Origin of the sequence: Streptomyces sp. NPDC056835, from assembly GCF_042789485.1 — a bacterium.
GTDB lineage: Bacteria > Actinomycetota > Actinomycetes > Streptomycetales > Streptomycetaceae > Streptomyces.
Genome location: NZ_JBHUBB010000036.1, coordinates 71,249 through 88,492, shown reverse-complemented (window position 1 = coordinate 88,492; position 17,244 = coordinate 71,249). Strand labels below are relative to the sequence as shown.

At 69.1% G+C, this 17,244-nt stretch carries 16 protein-coding genes; 8 read left to right on the top strand and 8 right to left on the bottom strand.

Features of this window, described 5'->3' with window-relative positions:
* Positions 1–40: 40 nt before the first annotated feature.
* The 4 genes from ACFRMN_RS32025 to ACFRMN_RS32010 all read right to left on the bottom strand — a co-directional run bounded on the left by ACFRMN_RS32025 (position 41) and on the right by ACFRMN_RS32010 (position 4,165).
* Positions 41–1,354: a hypothetical protein gene (locus tag ACFRMN_RS32025; RefSeq protein ID WP_383026221.1), complete on the bottom strand. Its 1,314-nt coding sequence runs from the start codon at positions 1,352–1,354 to the stop codon at positions 41–43.
* A complete protein-coding gene (locus ACFRMN_RS32020) occupies positions 1,336–2,064 on the bottom strand; it encodes an ABC transporter ATP-binding protein (protein WP_383026218.1) in 729 nt (242 codons plus the stop codon). Before ACFRMN_RS32020 ends, ACFRMN_RS32025 begins: the two co-directional genes overlap by 19 nt.
* 221 nt (positions 2,065–2,285) lie before the next feature.
* On the bottom strand, positions 2,286–3,665 hold the full coding sequence (locus ACFRMN_RS32015; RefSeq protein WP_383026215.1) for an aspartate aminotransferase family protein: 1,380 nt from the start codon (positions 3,663–3,665) through the stop codon (positions 2,286–2,288).
* Positions 3,650–4,165 carry an Lrp/AsnC family transcriptional regulator gene (locus ACFRMN_RS32010; RefSeq protein WP_383026212.1) on the bottom strand — a complete coding sequence of 172 codons (516 nt, stop codon included), beginning with the start codon at positions 4,163–4,165 and terminating at the stop codon, positions 3,650–3,652. The genes ACFRMN_RS32015 and ACFRMN_RS32010 overlap by 16 nt, the downstream gene beginning before the upstream one ends.
* 193 nt (positions 4,166–4,358) lie before the next feature.
* Between ACFRMN_RS32010 and ACFRMN_RS32005 the strand changes: the two genes are divergently transcribed.
* On the top strand, positions 4,359–5,798 hold the full coding sequence (locus ACFRMN_RS32005) for a gamma-aminobutyraldehyde dehydrogenase (protein WP_383026209.1): 1,440 nt from the start codon (positions 4,359–4,361) through the stop codon (positions 5,796–5,798).
* A 248-nt stretch (positions 5,799–6,046) separates the two neighbouring features.
* Positions 6,047–6,973, top strand: coding sequence for an MIP/aquaporin family protein (locus tag ACFRMN_RS32000; protein ID WP_383026207.1), 927 nt, complete (start codon positions 6,047–6,049; stop codon positions 6,971–6,973).
* Positions 6,974–7,023: 50 nt separating this feature from the next.
* On the opposite strand, the gene ACFRMN_RS31995 is transcribed toward ACFRMN_RS32000, so the two are convergent.
* From ACFRMN_RS31995 to ACFRMN_RS31985, 3 genes are all read right to left on the bottom strand, one after another.
* Entirely contained in the window at positions 7,024–7,839 is an 816-nt protein-coding gene (locus ACFRMN_RS31995) for an SAM-dependent methyltransferase (RefSeq protein WP_383026204.1), read from the bottom strand.
* A gap of 110 nt (positions 7,840–7,949) precedes the next feature.
* Entirely contained in the window at positions 7,950–8,708 is a 759-nt protein-coding gene (locus ACFRMN_RS31990; protein WP_383026202.1) for a glycerophosphodiester phosphodiesterase, read from the bottom strand.
* 2 nt (positions 8,709–8,710) lie between these two features.
* Positions 8,711–9,736: an adenosine deaminase gene (locus tag ACFRMN_RS31985; RefSeq protein WP_383026199.1), complete on the bottom strand. Its 1,026-nt coding sequence runs from the start codon at positions 9,734–9,736 to the stop codon at positions 8,711–8,713.
* Positions 9,737–9,902: 166 nt separating this feature from the next.
* Here ACFRMN_RS31985 and ACFRMN_RS31980 point away from each other — a divergent pair, with 166 nt between their 5' ends.
* Positions 9,903–10,685, top strand: coding sequence for a DUF4190 domain-containing protein (locus ACFRMN_RS31980; RefSeq protein WP_383026196.1), 783 nt, complete (start codon positions 9,903–9,905; stop codon positions 10,683–10,685).
* On the opposite strand, the gene ACFRMN_RS31975 is transcribed toward ACFRMN_RS31980, so the two are convergent.
* Complete coding sequence (locus ACFRMN_RS31975; protein ID WP_383026194.1) at positions 10,675–11,253, bottom strand: NADAR family protein; 579 nt, start codon at positions 11,251–11,253, stop codon at positions 10,675–10,677. The two genes, ACFRMN_RS31980 and ACFRMN_RS31975, sit on opposite strands and share 11 nt — an antisense overlap.
* Before the next feature lie 181 nt (positions 11,254–11,434).
* On the opposite strand from ACFRMN_RS31975, the gene ACFRMN_RS31970 reads away from it, so the two are divergent.
* From ACFRMN_RS31970 to ACFRMN_RS31950, 5 genes are all read left to right on the top strand, one after another.
* Complete coding sequence (locus ACFRMN_RS31970) at positions 11,435–12,955, top strand: gamma-aminobutyraldehyde dehydrogenase (RefSeq protein WP_383026191.1); 1,521 nt, start codon at positions 11,435–11,437, stop codon at positions 12,953–12,955.
* A gap of 42 nt (positions 12,956–12,997) precedes the next feature.
* On the top strand, positions 12,998–14,245 hold the full coding sequence (locus ACFRMN_RS31965) for a PotD/PotF family extracellular solute-binding protein (protein WP_383026188.1): 1,248 nt from the start codon (positions 12,998–13,000) through the stop codon (positions 14,243–14,245).
* A gap of 75 nt (positions 14,246–14,320) precedes the next feature.
* On the top strand, positions 14,321–15,487 hold the full coding sequence (locus tag ACFRMN_RS31960) for an ABC transporter ATP-binding protein (RefSeq protein WP_383026186.1): 1,167 nt from the start codon (positions 14,321–14,323) through the stop codon (positions 15,485–15,487).
* Positions 15,484–16,416, top strand: coding sequence for an ABC transporter permease (locus ACFRMN_RS31955; RefSeq protein ID WP_383026183.1), 933 nt, complete (start codon positions 15,484–15,486; stop codon positions 16,414–16,416). The genes ACFRMN_RS31960 and ACFRMN_RS31955 overlap by 4 nt, the downstream gene beginning before the upstream one ends.
* Entirely contained in the window at positions 16,416–17,213 is a 798-nt protein-coding gene (locus ACFRMN_RS31950) for an ABC transporter permease (protein WP_383026180.1), read from the top strand. Before ACFRMN_RS31955 ends, ACFRMN_RS31950 begins: the two co-directional genes overlap by 1 nt.
* The last annotated feature ends 31 nt before the right edge of the window (positions 17,214–17,244 follow it).

Genomic DNA, 17,244 nt, shown 5'->3' with positions numbered 1-17,244 from the left:
CACTCGGGCGGGGCACGGCCGGTTCCGGTAGGAGCGCCGCTCAGGTGGTCAGTGGAATCGCCGCCAGGGCCGCCACCGCCCAGGTCAGCGGGGCGAACACCACGAGGATCGTGGTCGCCCGCACCGCCGCCGCCGTACGCAGGAGCGTGGCGGGGGCGCCGAGCCGGTACAGGGACTCCGTGGTGGAGAGACGGGCCTGTTTGGCTTCCAGCGCCGCCGTAAGGACCGTGGCCACCGTGCAGCCGATGACCAGCGCGGCGCCGAGGCCGGTGAGCGGGCCGAAGGGCCGTTCGTCACCGGGCCCGTACAGTGACGTCGCGGCGAACGCGCCCGACACCACCGCGCACAGCACGCCCAGCGGGCGCCCGATACGACGTGCCTCGGCCATCAGCGTGCGGCCCGCCAGCAGCCGGACCGCGCCGGGGCGCATGGCCTGGAGCAGCAGGCCGCAGAGATGGGTGATCCCCGGCCCGGCCAGCGCCAGGCCGACCGCTGTCAGCGCCCAGCCCGCCAGCACTCCGGCCGAACTGCCGTCGAAGTGACCCGGCAGCGGCGGCGGGGTGCCGCCACCGCCCCGGCTCGCGTAGGTCTCGACCGCGAGCCCCGCCGCCGTGATGGCGACGCCCCACGGCAGACCGGTCGGCGCCGGTGCCGGGTCGGGGACGCGCACGGGCGTCATGGCCCTGGGCTCGTCGACGGCCGTGTCCGGGGCCATCGCCGCGTCCGCGGTCTCGGTCGTGGCCGTCTCCAGGGACTGGTCCGACGCCGGCTCCGTGGCCGAATCCGCGGTCGTCTCCGTGGCGTTGGCGAGCCGGGCAGGCGCCCTGACGGGAGCGGGCCGGAACTCGGCCGTGGTGCGCGTCCGCAGCGCCAGCCAGGTCGCCACCGTCGCCACCACCGGCAGCGCCGCCAGCAGCGTCAGCGCCGCGCCCAGCGGCAGCGGCCGGCCGGCGCCGAGCAGTTTCGCGGCCTCACCGTCGAACGGCATCCCGGTCAGATCACCGCGCAGATGCAGGAAGAACAGCAGCGCCACCGCGCTCCCCAGCGTGCAGGACACGGCGGTCGACGAGGCGGCCAGCGCGGCGAGCCGGGACGGCCCGAGACCCACCGCGGACAGTCCGGAGCGTGGCAGGGTGCTCTGATCGGTACGGGCCGTGGCGACCGCGAACTGTACGGTCGCGGCCAGTGGGATCAGACACCAGAGCAGCCGCGACTGGGACCCGGCCGGATGGGCCAGCGCCCAGCCCAGCGTGCACAGCAGAAGGAAACCCACCCCGGCCGAGGAGGCGGCGACCAGCAGCCGGCGCAGCAGGACCAGGGGGTGCGTACCGAGGCTTAGACGGAGAGCGAGCACGCGGCCCGGCCTTCCGCCTCGGACGGCCGGGGCGCGTTGACCCGGCGTCCGTCCATCAGTGAGACCGTACGGTCGGCGAGCGCCGTGAGCTCCTCGTCCAGGGTGGCCAGGACGACGGTGATCCGGTGCGAGCGGGCCGCGGTGGTCAGCGTGCGCAGCACCTGCGCCCCGTCCGAGAGATGCAGCGCCGCCGCCGGCTCGTCGGCGAAGAGCACCGAGGGCGTGGTGACCAGCGCGCGGGCGACGGCGACGCGCTGCCGCTGGGCCTGGTACAGGGCGTACGGACGCTTGCGGGCGCAGTCGCCGATGTCAAGGCGCTCCAGCCACTCCATCGCCGCCGTCTTGGCGGCGCGATGGGACGCGCCGAGCATCAGCAGCGGCAGGGCCGCGTTCTCCCAGGCGTTGAGCTCGGGGACGAGGGACGGCTCCGGGCCGATCCAGCTGAAGCGGTCACGGCGCAGCTGTTCGCGGAGCGGAGCGCTCATGGTGTGGACCGGCGAGCTGTTGAACCAGACCTCGCCCTCCTGCGGCACCAACTGGCCCGACAGACACCGCAGCAGCGTCGTCTTGCCGCTGCCGCGCGGGCCGTTCACGGCGAGGATCTCCCCTTCGCGCACGCCGAGCGAGACGCTGTCGAGTGCGGGGGAGCCGTTGTGGGAGTAGTTCAGAGAACGCGCCCAGAGCACGTCGTTGTCGGGTGGGGCCACCATTGGCGTACACCTCGGTTCGGATTACCTCCCCCGTCCGGGGGAACGAAGGCGGCGACGATCGGTCACAGGGCACGGTAGGGATTCGGAGCCGGTAGTACGGACAGCACACGGCCCGGGTGCCGCCCTTCTCACTCGAAAGGCGGCACCCGGGCCGTCATGCGGGGTGGGTTCCCTGCGGACGGTCGGTACGGAACCGACCGGAGGATCCCGGTGGAACATTGTCAGAGCTTGGTCCACGCCTCCGTCAGCACCGACCGCAGGATTCCCTCGATCTCGTTGAACGTCGACTGGTCGGAGATCAGCGGCGGCGCCAGCTGCACGACCGGGTCGCCGCGGTCGTCGGCCCGGCAGTACAGACCGTTCTCGTACAGCTCCTTGGAGAGGAAGCCGTACAGGACGCGCTCGGTCTCCTCGTCCGTGAACGTCTCCTTCGTGGCCTTGTCCTTCACCAGCTCGATGCCGTAGAAGAAGCCGTTGCCGCGCACGTCGCCGACGATCGGCAGATCGTGCAGCTTGTTCAGCGTGTCGAAGAAGGCGGACTCGTTGTCCAGGACGTGCTGGTTGAGGCCCTCGCGCTCGAAGATGTCGAGGTTGGCGAGACCGACCGCCGCCGAAACCGGGTGGCCCCCGAAGGTGTAGCCGTGCAGGAAGGTGTTGTCACCCTCGTAGAACGGCTCGGCGAGCCGGTCGGAGACGATGCACGCGCCGATCGGGGAGTAGCCCGAGGTCATGCCCTTGGCGCAGGTGATCATGTCCGGTACGTAGTCGAACTTGTCGCACGCGAACATCGTGCCGAGCCGGCCGAAGGCGCAGATGACCTCGTCGGAGACGAGCAGGACGTCGTACTGGTCGCAGATCTCGCGGACCCGCTGGAAGTATCCGGGCGGCGGGGGGAAACAGCCGCCCGCGTTCTGCACCGGCTCCAGGAAGACCGCGGCGACCGTCTCCGGGCCCTCGAAGAGGATCTGCTGCTCGATCTGGTCGGCGGCCCAGCGGCCGAAGGCCTCGGGGTCGTCGCCGTGGAGCGGCGCGCGGTAGATGTTGGTGTTCGGCACCTTGTGCGCGCCCGGGACCAGCGGCTCGAACGGCGCCTTCAGGGCCGGCAGACCGGTGATGGACAGGGCTCCCTGCGGGGTGCCGTGGTAGGCGACGGCGCGTGAGATGACCTTGTACTTGGTCGGCTTGCCGGTCAGCTTGAAGTACTGCTTGGCGAGCTTCCAGGCGGTCTCGACCGCCTCGCCGCCGCCCGTGGTGAAGAAGACCTTGTTGAGGTCGCCCGGCGCGTAGTGGGCGAGCCGTTCGGCCAGCTCGACGGCCTTGGGGTGCGCGTACGACCAGACCGGGAAGAAGGCCAGCTCCTGCGCCTGCTTGTAGGCGGTCTCGGCCAGTTCGTGGCGGCCGTGCCCGGCGTTGACCACGAAGAGTCCCGAGAGACCGTCCAGATAGCGCTTGCCCTGGTCGTCGTAGATGTAGGTGCCCTCGCCACGCACGATGGTGGGCACGGGTGCGTTCTCGTACGACGACATGCGGGTGAAGTGCATCCACAGGTGGTCGTACGCGGTCTTGGAGAGGTCCTTGCTCACGGCTATCGGGTTCCCCACATGTAGGTCTGCTTCTTCAGCTTGAGGTAGACGAAGCTCTCGGTGGAGCGCACGCCGGGGAGCGCGCGGATCCGCTTGTTGATCACGTCGAGCAGGTGGTCGTCGTCCTCGCAGACGATCTCCACCATCAGGTCGAACGAGCCCGCGGTCATCACCACGTACTCGCACTCGTCCATGGCCGACAGTGCGTCCGCGACGGGATCCAGATCGCCCTCGACGTTGATGCCGACCATCGCCTGGCGCCGGAAACCCACGGTGAGCGGGTCGGTGACGGCGACGATCTGCATCACGCCCTGGTCGAGCAGCTTCTGGACGCGCTGGCGCACGGCCGCCTCGGAGAGGCCGACGGCCTTGCCGATCGCGGCGTACGGGCGCCGCCCGTCCTCCTGGAGCTGTTCGATGATGGCGAGGGACACGGCATCGATGGACGGCGATGATCCGTTCCCGGTCCTGGAATCTGTCCTGGACTCTGTCCTGGAGTCTGCGCTACGACTGGCCACGCGCCTCACTGTGCACTGCGACTCGTCCGTCCCGCAACCCTGCATCGATGAAATTCGTTGTTGAAGCGATCGAATCTCACCGAATCCGAAGTTAGGGAGGGGTCGGCCTGTCGAAAGCGTCGACCGACCGATTAAGGTGGGTGTCTCACCCATCGGACATTCCGATACGTAACTTCCGACAGGAGGGGTGGCAGTGACCACCGAGCTGCGCCGGCTGCGTAACTACATCAACGGAGAGTTCCGGGACGCCGCGGACGGGCGGACCATCGAGGTGGTCAACCCGGCCACGGGCGAGGTGTACGCCACCTCCCCGCTCTCGGGGCAGGCCGACGTCGACGCCGCCATGGAGGCCGCCGCCGCGGCCTTCCCGGCCTGGCGCGACTCCACCCCGGCCGAACGCCAGAAGGTACTGCTCAAGATCGCGGACGCCTTCGAGGAGCGGGCGGAGGATCTGATCGCCGCCGAGTCCGAGAACACCGGCAAGCCACTGGAGCTGACCCGTACCGAAGAGCTCCCGCCGATGGTGGACCAGATCCGCTTCTTCGCGGGCGCCGCCCGGATGCTCGAAGGCCGCTCGGCCGGGGAGTACATGGAAGGGCTCACGTCCATCGTCCGCCGCGAGCCGGTCGGCGTCTGCGCGCAGGTCGCGCCGTGGAACTACCCGATGATGATGGCCGTGTGGAAGTTCGCGCCGGCCCTCGCCGCGGGCAACACCGTGGTGCTCAAGCCGTCGGACACCACCCCGGCCTCGACCACGCTGATGGCCGAGATCATCGGCGCGATCGTCCCCAAGGGTGTCTTCAACGTCATCTGCGGCGACCGCGACAGCGGCCGGGCGATGGTCGAGCACCCGATCCCGGCGATGGCCTCGATCACCGGTTCCGTACGGGCCGGCATGCAGGTCGCCGAGTCGGCGGCCAAGGACGTCAAGCGTGTCCATCTGGAGCTGGGCGGCAAGGCGCCGGTCGTCGTCTTCGAGGACGTCGACATCGCCAAGGCCGTCGAGGACATCGCGGTGGCGGGCTACTTCAACGCCGGGCAGGACTGTACGGCCGCCACCCGCGTCCTCGTCCACGAGTCGATCCACGACGAGTTCGTGACGGCGCTCGCGAAGGCCGCCGCCGAGACGAAGACCGGCGCCGCGGACGACGAGGACGTGCTGTACGGCCCGCTCAACAACGCCAACCAGCTGAAGCAGGTCTCCGGCTTCATCGAGCGGCTGCCGGCCCACGCCAAGGTCGAGGCGGGCGGCCACCGGGTCGGTGACAAGGGCTACTTCTACGCCCCGACCGTCGTCTCCGGCCTCAAGCAGGACGACGAGATCATCCAGAACGAGGTCTTCGGCCCGGTCATCACCGTCCAGTCCTTCACGGACGAGGCGCAGGCGCTGGAGTACGCCAACGGCGTCGAGTTCGCGCTCGCCTCCTCGGTGTGGACCAAGGACCACGGGCGGGCGATGCGGATGTCGAAGTCGCTGGACTTCGGCTGTGTGTGGATCAACACCCACATTCCGCTGGTCGCGGAGATGCCGCACGGCGGCTTCAAGAAGTCCGGCTACGGCAAGGACCTCTCGGCGTACGGCTTCGACGACTACACGCGTATCAAGCACGTGATGACCTCGCTCGACGGCTGATACAGCCACGGGAGCGCGTCTCGGCAGGGCGCGGAATTCGCCCCTTTCTTATGCGCGGGTCTTATGCGTGGGTCTTACGCGCAGGGCGGAAACCCTCACCCGAATGGCCTCATGCCCGCGTGACGCTCCCTCAGCTGTGCGCCGCGCTCGCCGGGCGCATTCCACCGGACGGTCCTACAGTCGCTTCTACCAAGCCCCGCGCGGGCCGTCTGAAGACTGTCCGAAGGCTGTATGAAGCAGGAGGAGCAATGGCGACTACCAGTACAAAGCGTCGCGGCTACCACGAAGGGCTCAATGGCGAGCTGCTCGCGGAATTCCTGGGAACGTTTGTACTGATCCTGCTGGGCTGCGGGTCGGTCGCCGTGGCCGTCGCCGGGCTCCCCGGATCGGGCCGCCAGACGGCCGCCTTCGGCCCGGCGAACTGGCTGATCATCTCGTGGGGCTGGGGCCTCGGCGTGGTCTTCGGGGTGTACGTCTCCGGGGGTATCAGCGGAGGGCATATCAACCCCGCCGTCACGCTCGCCTTCGCCGCGCGCCGCGGATTCCCCTGGAAAAAGGTCCTTCCGTACTGGGGCGCACAACTCCTTGGCGCTTTCCTCGGCGCCGCCGTGGTCTTTTCCGCGTACAGCTGGGCCATCGACGATTTCAATGGCAAGGCCGGAATCGCCAGGGACCAGTCACTCTCCACCTTCTCGATTTTCGCCACCTTCCCGGCCGAGTACTTCGGCAGTTCCTGGTGGGGTCCTTTCCTGGACCAGCTCATCGGCACCGCGATTCTCCTGATCCTGGTCTGCGCGCTCATCGACACGCGCAACAGCGGGCCCCTGTCCAATCTCGCACCGTTCCTGATCGGCCTGGTCGTCTTCGCGATCGGACTGAGCATCGGGACGAACGCCGGATACGCGATCAACCCCGCGCGCGACTTCGGGCCACGGCTGTGGACGTACTTCGTGGGCTGGGGGGATATCGCGCTACCGGGCAGTTTCCAGTGGTTCAGCGGCTACTTCTGGATCCCGATCATCGGACCGCTGGTCGGCGGACTCATCGGGGTCTTCGTCTACGACCTGTTCATCGGGAAGGTGCTGACGACCCGCGCCAAGGAGGCGGAGCCGCCGGAGCCGCTCAGGGCGGAGGAGCCGGGACCGTCCAGGAAGGACCCGGGCGCCGACCTGTGACGGGACGGCCTTCCGGCCGCTGCTGTGCCCGGTCCCGCTTTCCCCGCACGTCAGGGCTTGCGTGCCACGACGCCGAACTGGGCCACTTCCGCGGCGCCGTCGTCGTGGCGGAGGTCGGGGCGCCAGCGCGCGCAGGAGACGATGCCCGGCTCCAGCAGCTCAAGACCGGCCACGAAGGACTCGATGTCCGCCCGGCCGCGGGCGGTGATCGGCGGCGTCGCGTTCTCGTTCCAGAACCGCATGGCCTCGGCATTGCCGTCGCCGCCCAGCTCCAGCGTGGGATGGGTCAATACCAGATAGCTGCCCGAGGGTACGGCGGCCAGCAGCTTGCGTACGATCGACCGCGCGTCGTCGGTGTCGAGGACGAAGTTCAGAATGCCGAGCATTATCACCGCCACCGGCTGCCGCAGGTCGAGCGTCGGCTCGACGGCGGCCAGGATCCCGTCCGGATCATGGGCGTCCGCGTCGATGTACTCGGTGGCGCCCGCGGCGGAGCCCGTCAGCAGCGCGCGGGCGTGCGCCAGCACGATCGGGTCGTTGTCGACGTAGACGATCCGGGACTCGGGCGCGATCCGCTGCGCCACCTCATGGGTGTTGTCGACGGTGGGCAGTCCTGTGCCGATGTCCAGGAACTGCCGTACACCCAGGTCACCGGTGAGATGACGGATCGCACGGCCGAGGAACGCCCGGTCCGCGCGGGCCACTTCACCGATGCTCGGATACAGGCCGGTGACCTGGTCGCCGACCGCGCGGTCCACCAGATAATTGTCTTTCCCGCCCAACCAGTAATTCCAGACGCGGGCGTTGTGCGCGATGTCGGAGCGGATACGCCCCGTCGCGCGCGGGTTGCCGTGGTCGTCGGACACGTCTTCTCCCCTGCTCGCTCCCGCACCTGCCGCACCCGCTTCACCCGCCGCGCCCGCCGTGATCACGGGAGGGACCGTCGGCTCATCATGCCGACCGTACGCCCGGGGGGTCACGAACGACGAGTACCGAGCAGCCCGGACAGCACATCGATCCGGTTGGTGGTGACGGAGTCGACGCCGTGCGCGATCAGCCGGCGCATGCTCCACCTGGTGTCCACGGTCCAGGCGGAGACCAGCAGTCCGTCCCGGTGGTTGCGGTCGGCCAGCTCCCGGCTGACCAGCCCGAACCGGTAGTTGAGCCAGCGTGGCCGCACCGCCGCGAGCAGAGCCGGACGCGGTGGCGCGAGCGTCGTCCAGGTCATGGCGATCTCGGCGCGCGCGTCGGCGGCGCGAACGGCGAGCATCGCGCTCGGGCCCGCGCAGTAGTACACGCGCTCGGCGGCGCCGCACTCGCGCACCGTGCCGACGATCGTGCGTACCGACTCCTCGGTCGCGCCGGGAAGATCCACCATGAAGCGGATCCCGTCCGCACCCGCGTTTCCGCTTCCGGCCCCGTCCGGGTCCTCCGCCGTGAGCGCCTCGCGCAGCGTCGGGACCCCGCCGTCCGTCAGCTCGCGCAGCTCCTCGTACGGCAGCTCCGCCAGCGGCCGTTCATGGCCCCAGAGCCGCTTCAGCGTGGAGTCGTGCAGCAGCACGGGCACACCGTCGCGGGTGAGCCTGACGTCGATCTCGACCGCGTCCGCGCCCCGCCGCCGCGCGGAGCGCACGGACGGGAGGGTGTTCTCCCGTACGCGGTAGGGATCGCCGCGGTGGCCGACGGCGACGACGGTCCGCGCGGCGGCGTCCCGGTCCGTCCGGTCGCCGGCCATCGTCAGCGGGCGAGCCACTGGGCGGTGTACGTGTCGATCTCGGCGGTGAGCCGCTTCTTGCCGTCCGTGTCGAGGAACGAGGCCTCCACACCGTTCTTCGCGAGCTCGGCCAGACCACGCTCGTCCAGGCCGAGCAGCCGGGCGGCCACCCCGTACTCCTGGTTGAGGTCCGTGCCGAACATCGGCGGGTCGTCGCTGTTGACCGTCACCAGCACACCCGCCGCGACCATCGCCTTGATCGGGTGCTCATCGAGATCGAGGACGGCGCGGGTGGCGATATTGGAGGTCGGGCACACCTCAAGCGGGACGCGGTGCTCGGCGAGGTACGCCAGCAGCTCCGGGTCCTGGACGGCGCTCGTGCCATGGCCGATGCGCTCCGCGCCCAGCTCGCGCAGCGCGTCCCAGATCGTTTCGGGGCCCGTCGTCTCACCGGCGTGGGGCACGGAGTGCAGGCCCGCGGCGATCGCGCGGTCGAAGTACGGCTTGAACTGCGGCCGGGGCACCCCGATCTCGGGACCGCCGAGACCGAAGGCGATCAGCCCCTCGGGCCGCAGGTCCACCGCGAGCCTGGCCGTCTCCTCGGCCGCGGCCAGCCCCGCCTCACCGGGGATGTCGAAGCACCAGCGCAGCACGACGCCGAACTCGGCCTCGGCGCTCTTCCTGGCGTCCTCGATCGCCTCCATGAAGCCCTGCTCGGGGATGCCCCGGCTGGTCGAGCTGAAGGGCGTGACCGTCAGCTCGGCATAGCGGATGTTCTGCCGGGCCATGTCACGGGCGATCTCGAAGGTCAGCAGCCGGACGTCCTCGGGCGTACGGATCAGATCGACGACGGAGAGATAGACGTCGATGAAGTGCGCGAAGTCGGTGAAGGTGAAGTAGTCGGCAAGCGCCTCGGGGTCGGTGGGCACCTTGGAGTCCGCGTGCCGGCCGGCCAGTTCGGCCACGATACGGGGCGATGCCGATCCGACATGGTGGACATGCAGTTCGGCCTTGGGCAGCCCCGCGATGAAGGGGTGCAGATCGGTCATCGGGGTCCTCCGGATGCTGGGGCGGGTGCCAGGAACTCACGGCGTCGGAAGGGGCGGGACGTCCGCACCCTGCCGTGGGCCGTTCGGGTCAGGGATCATCGTAGGCCGGGCCGGTTCCGTGTGGAGCGGAGGCCGTAGCATGACGGAATTACGATGGGGGAGGCCCATGTCAGACAAGAGCGAGCAGCCGCCGGGCGGCTACGAGCCGAGTGATCCCTGGGCTCCGCCCGAGCAGCGGATCCCGCTGGACAGGCCGGCGCCGCTGCCGCCGCCGCCGATATCACCCGAGCATCCGGAACAGCGGTCCCCAGGGGTCCCGGGGCCCTCGCAGCCGTCGGCCGGATCGTTCCACAACCAGCCGACGTTCACCGGTGTGCCGACCGGAGGCCCCGAGCCCGGCGCCGTACCGCCGCCGCCCACCGCTCCCGGGGGACCGGCTCAGCCCGCCCCCGGTCCTTACGGTTACCCGGGCGCCTCGCCCGTCCAGCACCCCACCGCTCCGTACGGCGCCGGCCCGGGACCGGGACAGGCCCCCGGCTACGGCTATCCCAGCTACCCCGCCGCCGCGCAGCCGTACCCGGGCGTGCCGGCGTACGGCCAGCCCGGCTGGCAGCCCCCGGCGAACGGTATGGGCGTCGCCGCGATGGTGCTCGGCATCCTGTCCGTCTGTCTGTTCTGTCTGTACGGCATCGGCGGCATCGTCCTCGGCGTACTCGCGCTGATCTTCGGCATCGTCGGCAGGAAGCGCGTACAGCGAGGCGAGGCCAACAACGAGGGTCAGGCCCGCGCCGGTGTCATCCTCGGCTCGATCGGCATCGCCCTCGGCGTCATCTTCCTCGGCTTCATCATCTGGGGCATCACCCAAGCGATCAACGAGGAACGGAACAACGACTACGACAGCACCTACGACGACTACAGCACCTCACTGGTGGTCGACGTCATCCGCTAGACCCGACAGCTCCCAGGCTCTCGGCCCGGAGCCGCTCACGCGCCTCCATCAGCGCCAGGCCCAGCAGATTCAGCCCGCGCCAGCGCGCGGGATCCTGCGCCCGCTCGTCGTCCGAGGCCAGCCCGATGCCCCAGATCCGGTCCATCGGGCTGGCCTCCACGAGTATCCGGTCGCCCGTGGCCAGCAGAAATCCGCGCAGCGCGGCATCCTGCCCGAATTTGTGGACGCTGCCCTCCACCACGATGCCGAAGCGCTCGCGCTCCCAGACGGCCTCGTCGAAATCGCGCACCAGCCGCCCCGCCTTCTTGGCGAGCGCGGGATTCGCCGCCTCCAGCGCGGCGCGCTCGGCCTCCTCGTCCCCGAAGAGCCGCGCCTTGCCCGCCATCATCCAGTGCTCGGCCGTCGCGTATTCCACCCCGTCCACCGTGAACGGTGAAGGCCACCACTGACTGAGACAGCTCGCGCCGAGCGTGCCGTCCCGCCGTGCCGCGTGCCCCCAGAAGAGCAGGTATTTCTCACGTCCCGCGTTCTTCCCCATGCATGTGAGTCTGGCAGCCACCACTGACATTCCGTCCGCCGATCAGCGCGTTGACGCGACACATGGTCGACCGATTCCGTCGCGTAACCAAAAGGCAACAACGGAATCCCTTGTTGAGGTGGCGGTGCTCTGTCAGGATCGGCACTCAATTGAAGCCGGAACAACAGCCGGAACGACAGCTGACCAACCAGCTGGAACATCGGAGAGCGTCATGGCCAACCGCTTCCAGGTGCGGGACCGCTTCGCGGCCGGTGCGCAGTTCATCGGCGGACGGCCGCGACCGGGCACCTCGGGACGTACGCACGCCGTCGTGAACCCGGCGACCGGCGAGGAACTGTACGCGTACGAACTGGCGGGCCCGGCCGATGTCGACGCCGCCGTCGATGCCGCGCGCGAGGCGTTCCCCGGCTGGTCGGGCACCACCCCGGGGGAACGTTCCGACGCCCTGCACCGGTTCGCGGACGTCCTCGCCGAACAGGCCGACGACTTCGCGTACGCGGAATCGCTCCAGTGCGGCAAACCGATCAGGCTGTCCACCGAGTTCGATGTCCCCGGCACCATCGACAACACCGCGTTCTTCGCGGGCGCCGCGCGCCGGCTCCAGGGCGCCTCGGCCGGTGAGTACAGCGCCGATCACACCTCGTACGTACGCCGCGAGCCGATCGGGGTCGTCGGCTCCATCGCGCCCTGGAACTACCCGCTCCAGATGGCCGCCTGGAAGATCCTGCCGGCCGTCGCCGCGGGCAACACCATCGTTCTGAAGCCCGCCGAGATCACCCCCTTCACCTCGCTGATGTTCGCGCGGGCCGCGCAGGAGGCCGGACTGCCCGACGGTGTGATCAATATCGTCAGCGGCGCGGGGCCCGACGCCGGGGAACGGCTCGTCGGCCACCCCGATGTCGTGATGACCTCCTTCACCGGCTCCACCGCCGTCGGAAAGCGCGTAGCGGAGATCGCCACCGCCACCGTCAAACGCCTCCACCTCGAACTCGGCGGCAAGGCGCCCTTCCTGGTCTTCGACGACGCGGATCTGGAGGCCGCCGTCCACGGCGCGGTGGCGGGCTCCCTCATCAACGGCGGCCAGGACTGCACGGCCGCCACCCGCGCCTATGTGCAACGGCCGCTGTACGACGCCTTCGTCAGCGGTGTCGCCGGACTGATGGAGACCGTGCGCCTCGGCGACCCCTTCGACCCGGCCACGGACCTCGGCCCGCTGATCTCGCACACCCACCGCGACCGGGTGGCCGGCTTCGTCGAGCGGGCCCGCGGCTACGCCCGGATCGTCACCGGCGGCGAGGCGCCAGGCGGCGTGTGGAAGGACGGCGCGTACTACCGTCCCACGCTCGTCACGGACGCCGCCCAGGACAGTGAGATAGTCCAGTCCGAGATCTTCGGCCCGGTCCTGGTCGTCCTGCCCTTCGGCTCCGACGACGAGGGCATCCGGCTCGCCAACGACACCCCGTACGGCCTCGCCGCCTCCGCCTGGACCCGCGATGTCCACCGCGCTGGCCGGGCCACCCGGGAGATCAAGGCCGGCTGCGTATGGGTCAACGACCACATCCCGATCATCAGCGAGATGCCGCACGGCGGATACAAGGCCAGCGGGTTCGGCAAGGACATGTCGGCGTACTCCTTCGAGGAGTACACGCAGGTCAAGCATGTGATGTACGACAACACCGCGGTGGCCAGGAAGGACTGGCACCGCACGATCTTCGGTGACCGTCCCCAGTGACCGTCCGCCCGCAGTGACCACCCACCCGAAAGGGCACAGCGCATGGAGCAGTACGAGCCCGACCGTCTCTCCGGGGCCCAGCTCGCCGCGATGCGGCGCAGCCTGACCAGCGGCAGGGGCGCCCTCACCCGCCGGTCCATGCTGCGCGCCACCGGTGTCGGCGCGCTCACGATCGGCGCTCTCGCCGGTCTGAGCGGCTGCGGGATCCCGCCCGCCAAGCGGGAGGGCGACGGCCCCGCGTCCACCGACCACTCGGCGGACGAGAAGCGGGTCGTCTTCTCCAACTGGACCGAGTACATGGACGTCAGCGAGGACGAGAAGCACTATCCGACGCTGGAGGCGTTCACGAAGCGCACCGGCGTCAGCGTCAAGTACACGGCGGACATCAACGACAACGTCGAGTTCTTCGGCAAGATCCAGCCGCAGCTGGCGGCCGGCCAGGACACCGGCCGTGACCTCATATGTGTCACCGACTGGCTCGCCGCCCGCATGATCAGGCTCGGTTACGTCCAGAAGCTCGACCCCTCGCGGCTGCCCCACGCGTTCGCGAACCTCTCCGACCAGTTCCGCTCACCCGACTGGGACCCGGGCCGTGCCCATAGCTACCCCTGGACGGGAATCCCCACCGTCATCGCGTACAACGCGAAGGCCACCGGCGGACGCACGGTCGACTCCGTCTCCCAGCTGCTCGACGACCCGCGGCTCAAGGGGCGCGTCTCGTTCCTCTCCGAGATGCGCGACTCCATCGGAATGACCCTGCTCGATCTGGGCAAGGACCCGGGCAGCTTCACCGACGACGACTTCGACGCCGCCATCGCCCGTATCCAGAAGGCCGTCGACAAGAAGCAGATCCGCCGCTTCACCGGCAACGACTACACCGCCGATCTCGACAAGGGCGATATCGCGGCCTGTGTCGCCTGGGCCGGCGATATCGTCCAGCTCCAGAACGACAACCCGGACATCAAGTTCACCATCCCCCGCAGCGGCTACATCATCTCCAGCGACAATCTGCTGGTCCCGGCCAAGGCACGGCACAAGACCAACGCCGAACTGCTCATCGACCACTACTACCGGCCGCCGGTCGCCGCCGAGCTCGCCGCGTACATCAACTACGTCTGCCCGGTCGACGGGGTACGCGCCGAACTCACGAAGATCGACAAGTCGATGGCCGACAACACACTGATCCTCCCGGACGCGGCGATGGCCGCCGCCTCGCACGCCTTCCGCTCCCTCAGCGCCCAGGAAGAGACGGCGTACGAGCAGAAGTTCGCCAAGCTCATCGGCGCCTGACAGCGCACCTCCCCCATCGCCGGGGACGGCCTGGTCTCAGCCCGTCCACCTCTCTCATCCCCGGGACCGTTACCCATGACAGAGACTGCATCCACCAGCCGGGGCGGCGGCGACGTCCGCCTGTCCGGGATCAGCAAGACGTACGGCTCCTTCCGCGCCGTCCAGCCGCTCGATCTCACCGTGCCGCAGGGCTCCTTCTTCGCTCTCCTCGGCGCGTCGGGGTGCGGCAAGACCACCACCCTGCGGATGATCGCGGGCCTGGAGGAGCCGACCACCGGCACGGTCTTCCTGGGCGACAAGGACGTCACCGGCCTTCCTCCGTACAAGCGGCCGGTCAACACCGTCTTCCAGAGCTACGCGCTCTTCCCGCACCTCGACATCTACGAGAACGTCGCCTTCGGACTGCGCCGCCGCGGCATCAAGTCCGTACGGGGGCAGGTCGGCGCGATGCTCGATCTCGTCCAGCTCGGCGACTTCGCCAAGCGCAAGCCGCACCAGCTCTCCGGCGGCCAGCAGCAGCGGGTCGCCGTCGCCCGCGCGCTGATCAACCACCCCCAGGTGCTGCTGCTCGACGAACCGCTCGGCGCCCTCGACCTCAAGCTGCGCCGGCAGATGCAGCTGGAGCTCAAGCGCATCCAGACCGAGGTCGGCATCACCTTCATCCATGTCACCCACGACCAGGAGGAGGCCATGACCATGGCTGACACGGTCGCGGTGATGAACGGAGGCCTGGTCGAGCAGCTGGGAAGCCCCGCCGATCTCTACGAGAACCCGCAGACCACCTTCGTCGCCAACTTCCTCGGCACCTCCAACCTCATCGAGGCCGAGGTCGCCGAGATCCACGGCGACGACGTGGTGGTCACGGCGGGCGGCGCCAAACTGCGGCTGCCCGCCGGACGGTGCTCCGCCCCGACCACCAGCGGCGGCAGGCTGCTGGTCGGCGTACGGCCCGAGAAGATCTCGCTGGCGCACGCGGACGACGCGGGCACCATCCCCGACGGCCGCAACCGGATCACCGGGCGGATCGCCGACTCCAGCTTCATCGGGGTCTCCACGCAGTATGTGATCGACAGCCCCGTCTGTCCGGAGTTCGAGGTGTACGCGCAGAACATCGAGCGGGACAGCCGGCTCTCGCCCGGCGCCGAGGTGGTCCTGCACTGGAACCCGGCACACAGCTTCGGTCTGGACGCGGCCCAGGATATTGACGCGGGCACCGAGACGGTGGACGAGGAGGTCTCGTGACGCTCACCGAGGCGCCTCCCGCCGCGCCCGCCACCCCGCCAAAACTCCCGGTACGCAAGGCGTCCACGCGCAAGCGGCTCGTGCCGTACTGGCTGCTGCTGCCCGGCATCCTCTGGCTGCTGGTCTTCTTCGCGCTGCCGATGGTCTACCAGGCGTCGACCTCCGTACAGACCGGCTCCCTGGAGAAGGGCTTCGAGGTCACCTGGCACTTCGCGACCTACTGGGACGCGCTCCAGGAGTACTACCCGCAGTTCGTGCGCTCCCTGCTGTACGCGGGCACGGCCACGATCCTGTGTCTGCTGCTCGGCTATCCGCTCGCGTATCTCATCGCCTTCAAGGCCGGACGCCGGCGCAATCTGCTGCTCGTCCTGGTCATCGCGCCGTTCTTCACCAGCTTCCTGATCCGTACGCTCGCCTGGAAGACGATCCTCGCGGACGGCGGCACGGTCGTCGGCATCCTGGACTCCCTGCATGTGCTGGACGTGACGAGCTGGCTCGGCTGGACCGAGGGCAACCGCGTACTCGCCACGCCCATGGCGGTGGTCTGCGGGCTCACCTACAACTTCCTGCCCTTCATGATCCTGCCCCTCTACACCTCGCTGGAGCGCATCGACGGGCGGCTGCACGAGGCCGCGGGCGATCTGTACGCCAGGCCGCTGACCACGTTCCGGAAGGTGACCTTCCCGCTCTCCATGCCGGGCGTCGTCTCCGGCACGCTGCTCACCTTCATCCCGGCGAGCGGCGACTACGTCAACGCCGAACTGCTCGGCTCCACCGACACCAAGATGGTGGGCAGTGTCATCCAGACACAGTTCCTGCGGGTGCTGGACTATCCGACGGCCGCCGCCCTCTCGTTCATCCTCATGGCGATCGTCCTGCTGATGGTCACCTTCTACATCCGCCGAGCAGGGACGGAGGACCTGGTCTGATGCGCTGGCTCCGACGCAATATCGTCGTCATCGCGGGCATGCTGACGCTCGGCTTTCTGATCGTGCCCAACCTCGTCGTGATGGTCTTTTCCTTCAACAAGCCGAACGGGCGCTTCAACTACTCCTGGCAGCGCTTCTCGCTGGACGCCTGGAAGGATCCCTGCGGAGTCGCCGATCTGTGCGGCTCGCTGACGCTCTCGCTCCAGATCGCCGCCTGGGCGACGCTCGGCGCCACCGTCCTGGGCACGATGATCGCGTTCGCGCTGGTCCGTTACCGCTTCCGGGCGCGCGGCTCGATCAACTCACTGATCTTCCTGCCGATGGCGATGCCCGAGGTCGTGATGGCCGCCTCGCTGCTGACGCTCTTCCTCAACCTGGGCGCGCGGCTCGGCTTCTGGACCGTGCTCATCGCACACATCATGTTCTGCCTCAGCTTCGTGGTGACCGCCGTCAAGGCGCGCGTCATGTCGATGGACCCGAGACTGGAGGAGGCGGCGCGGGATCTCTACGCGGGGCCCGTGCAGACCTTCGTACGGGTCACGCTGCCGATCGCCGCCCCCGGGATCGCGGCGGGCGCCCTGCTCGCCTTCGCGCTCTCGTTCGACGACTTCATCATCACCAACTTCAACGCCGGCTCGACCGTGACCTTCCCCATGTTCGTCTGGGGCTCCGCCCAGCGCGGCACGCCGGTACAGATCAATGTCATCGGGACGGCGATGTTCATCATCGCCGTACTGCTGGTGGTCGGCGGCCAGCTGGTCAGCAACCGGCGGAAGAAGACCGCCGCCACGACCTGAACAGATCTCACCATCCCCCCGAAGGAGTTGG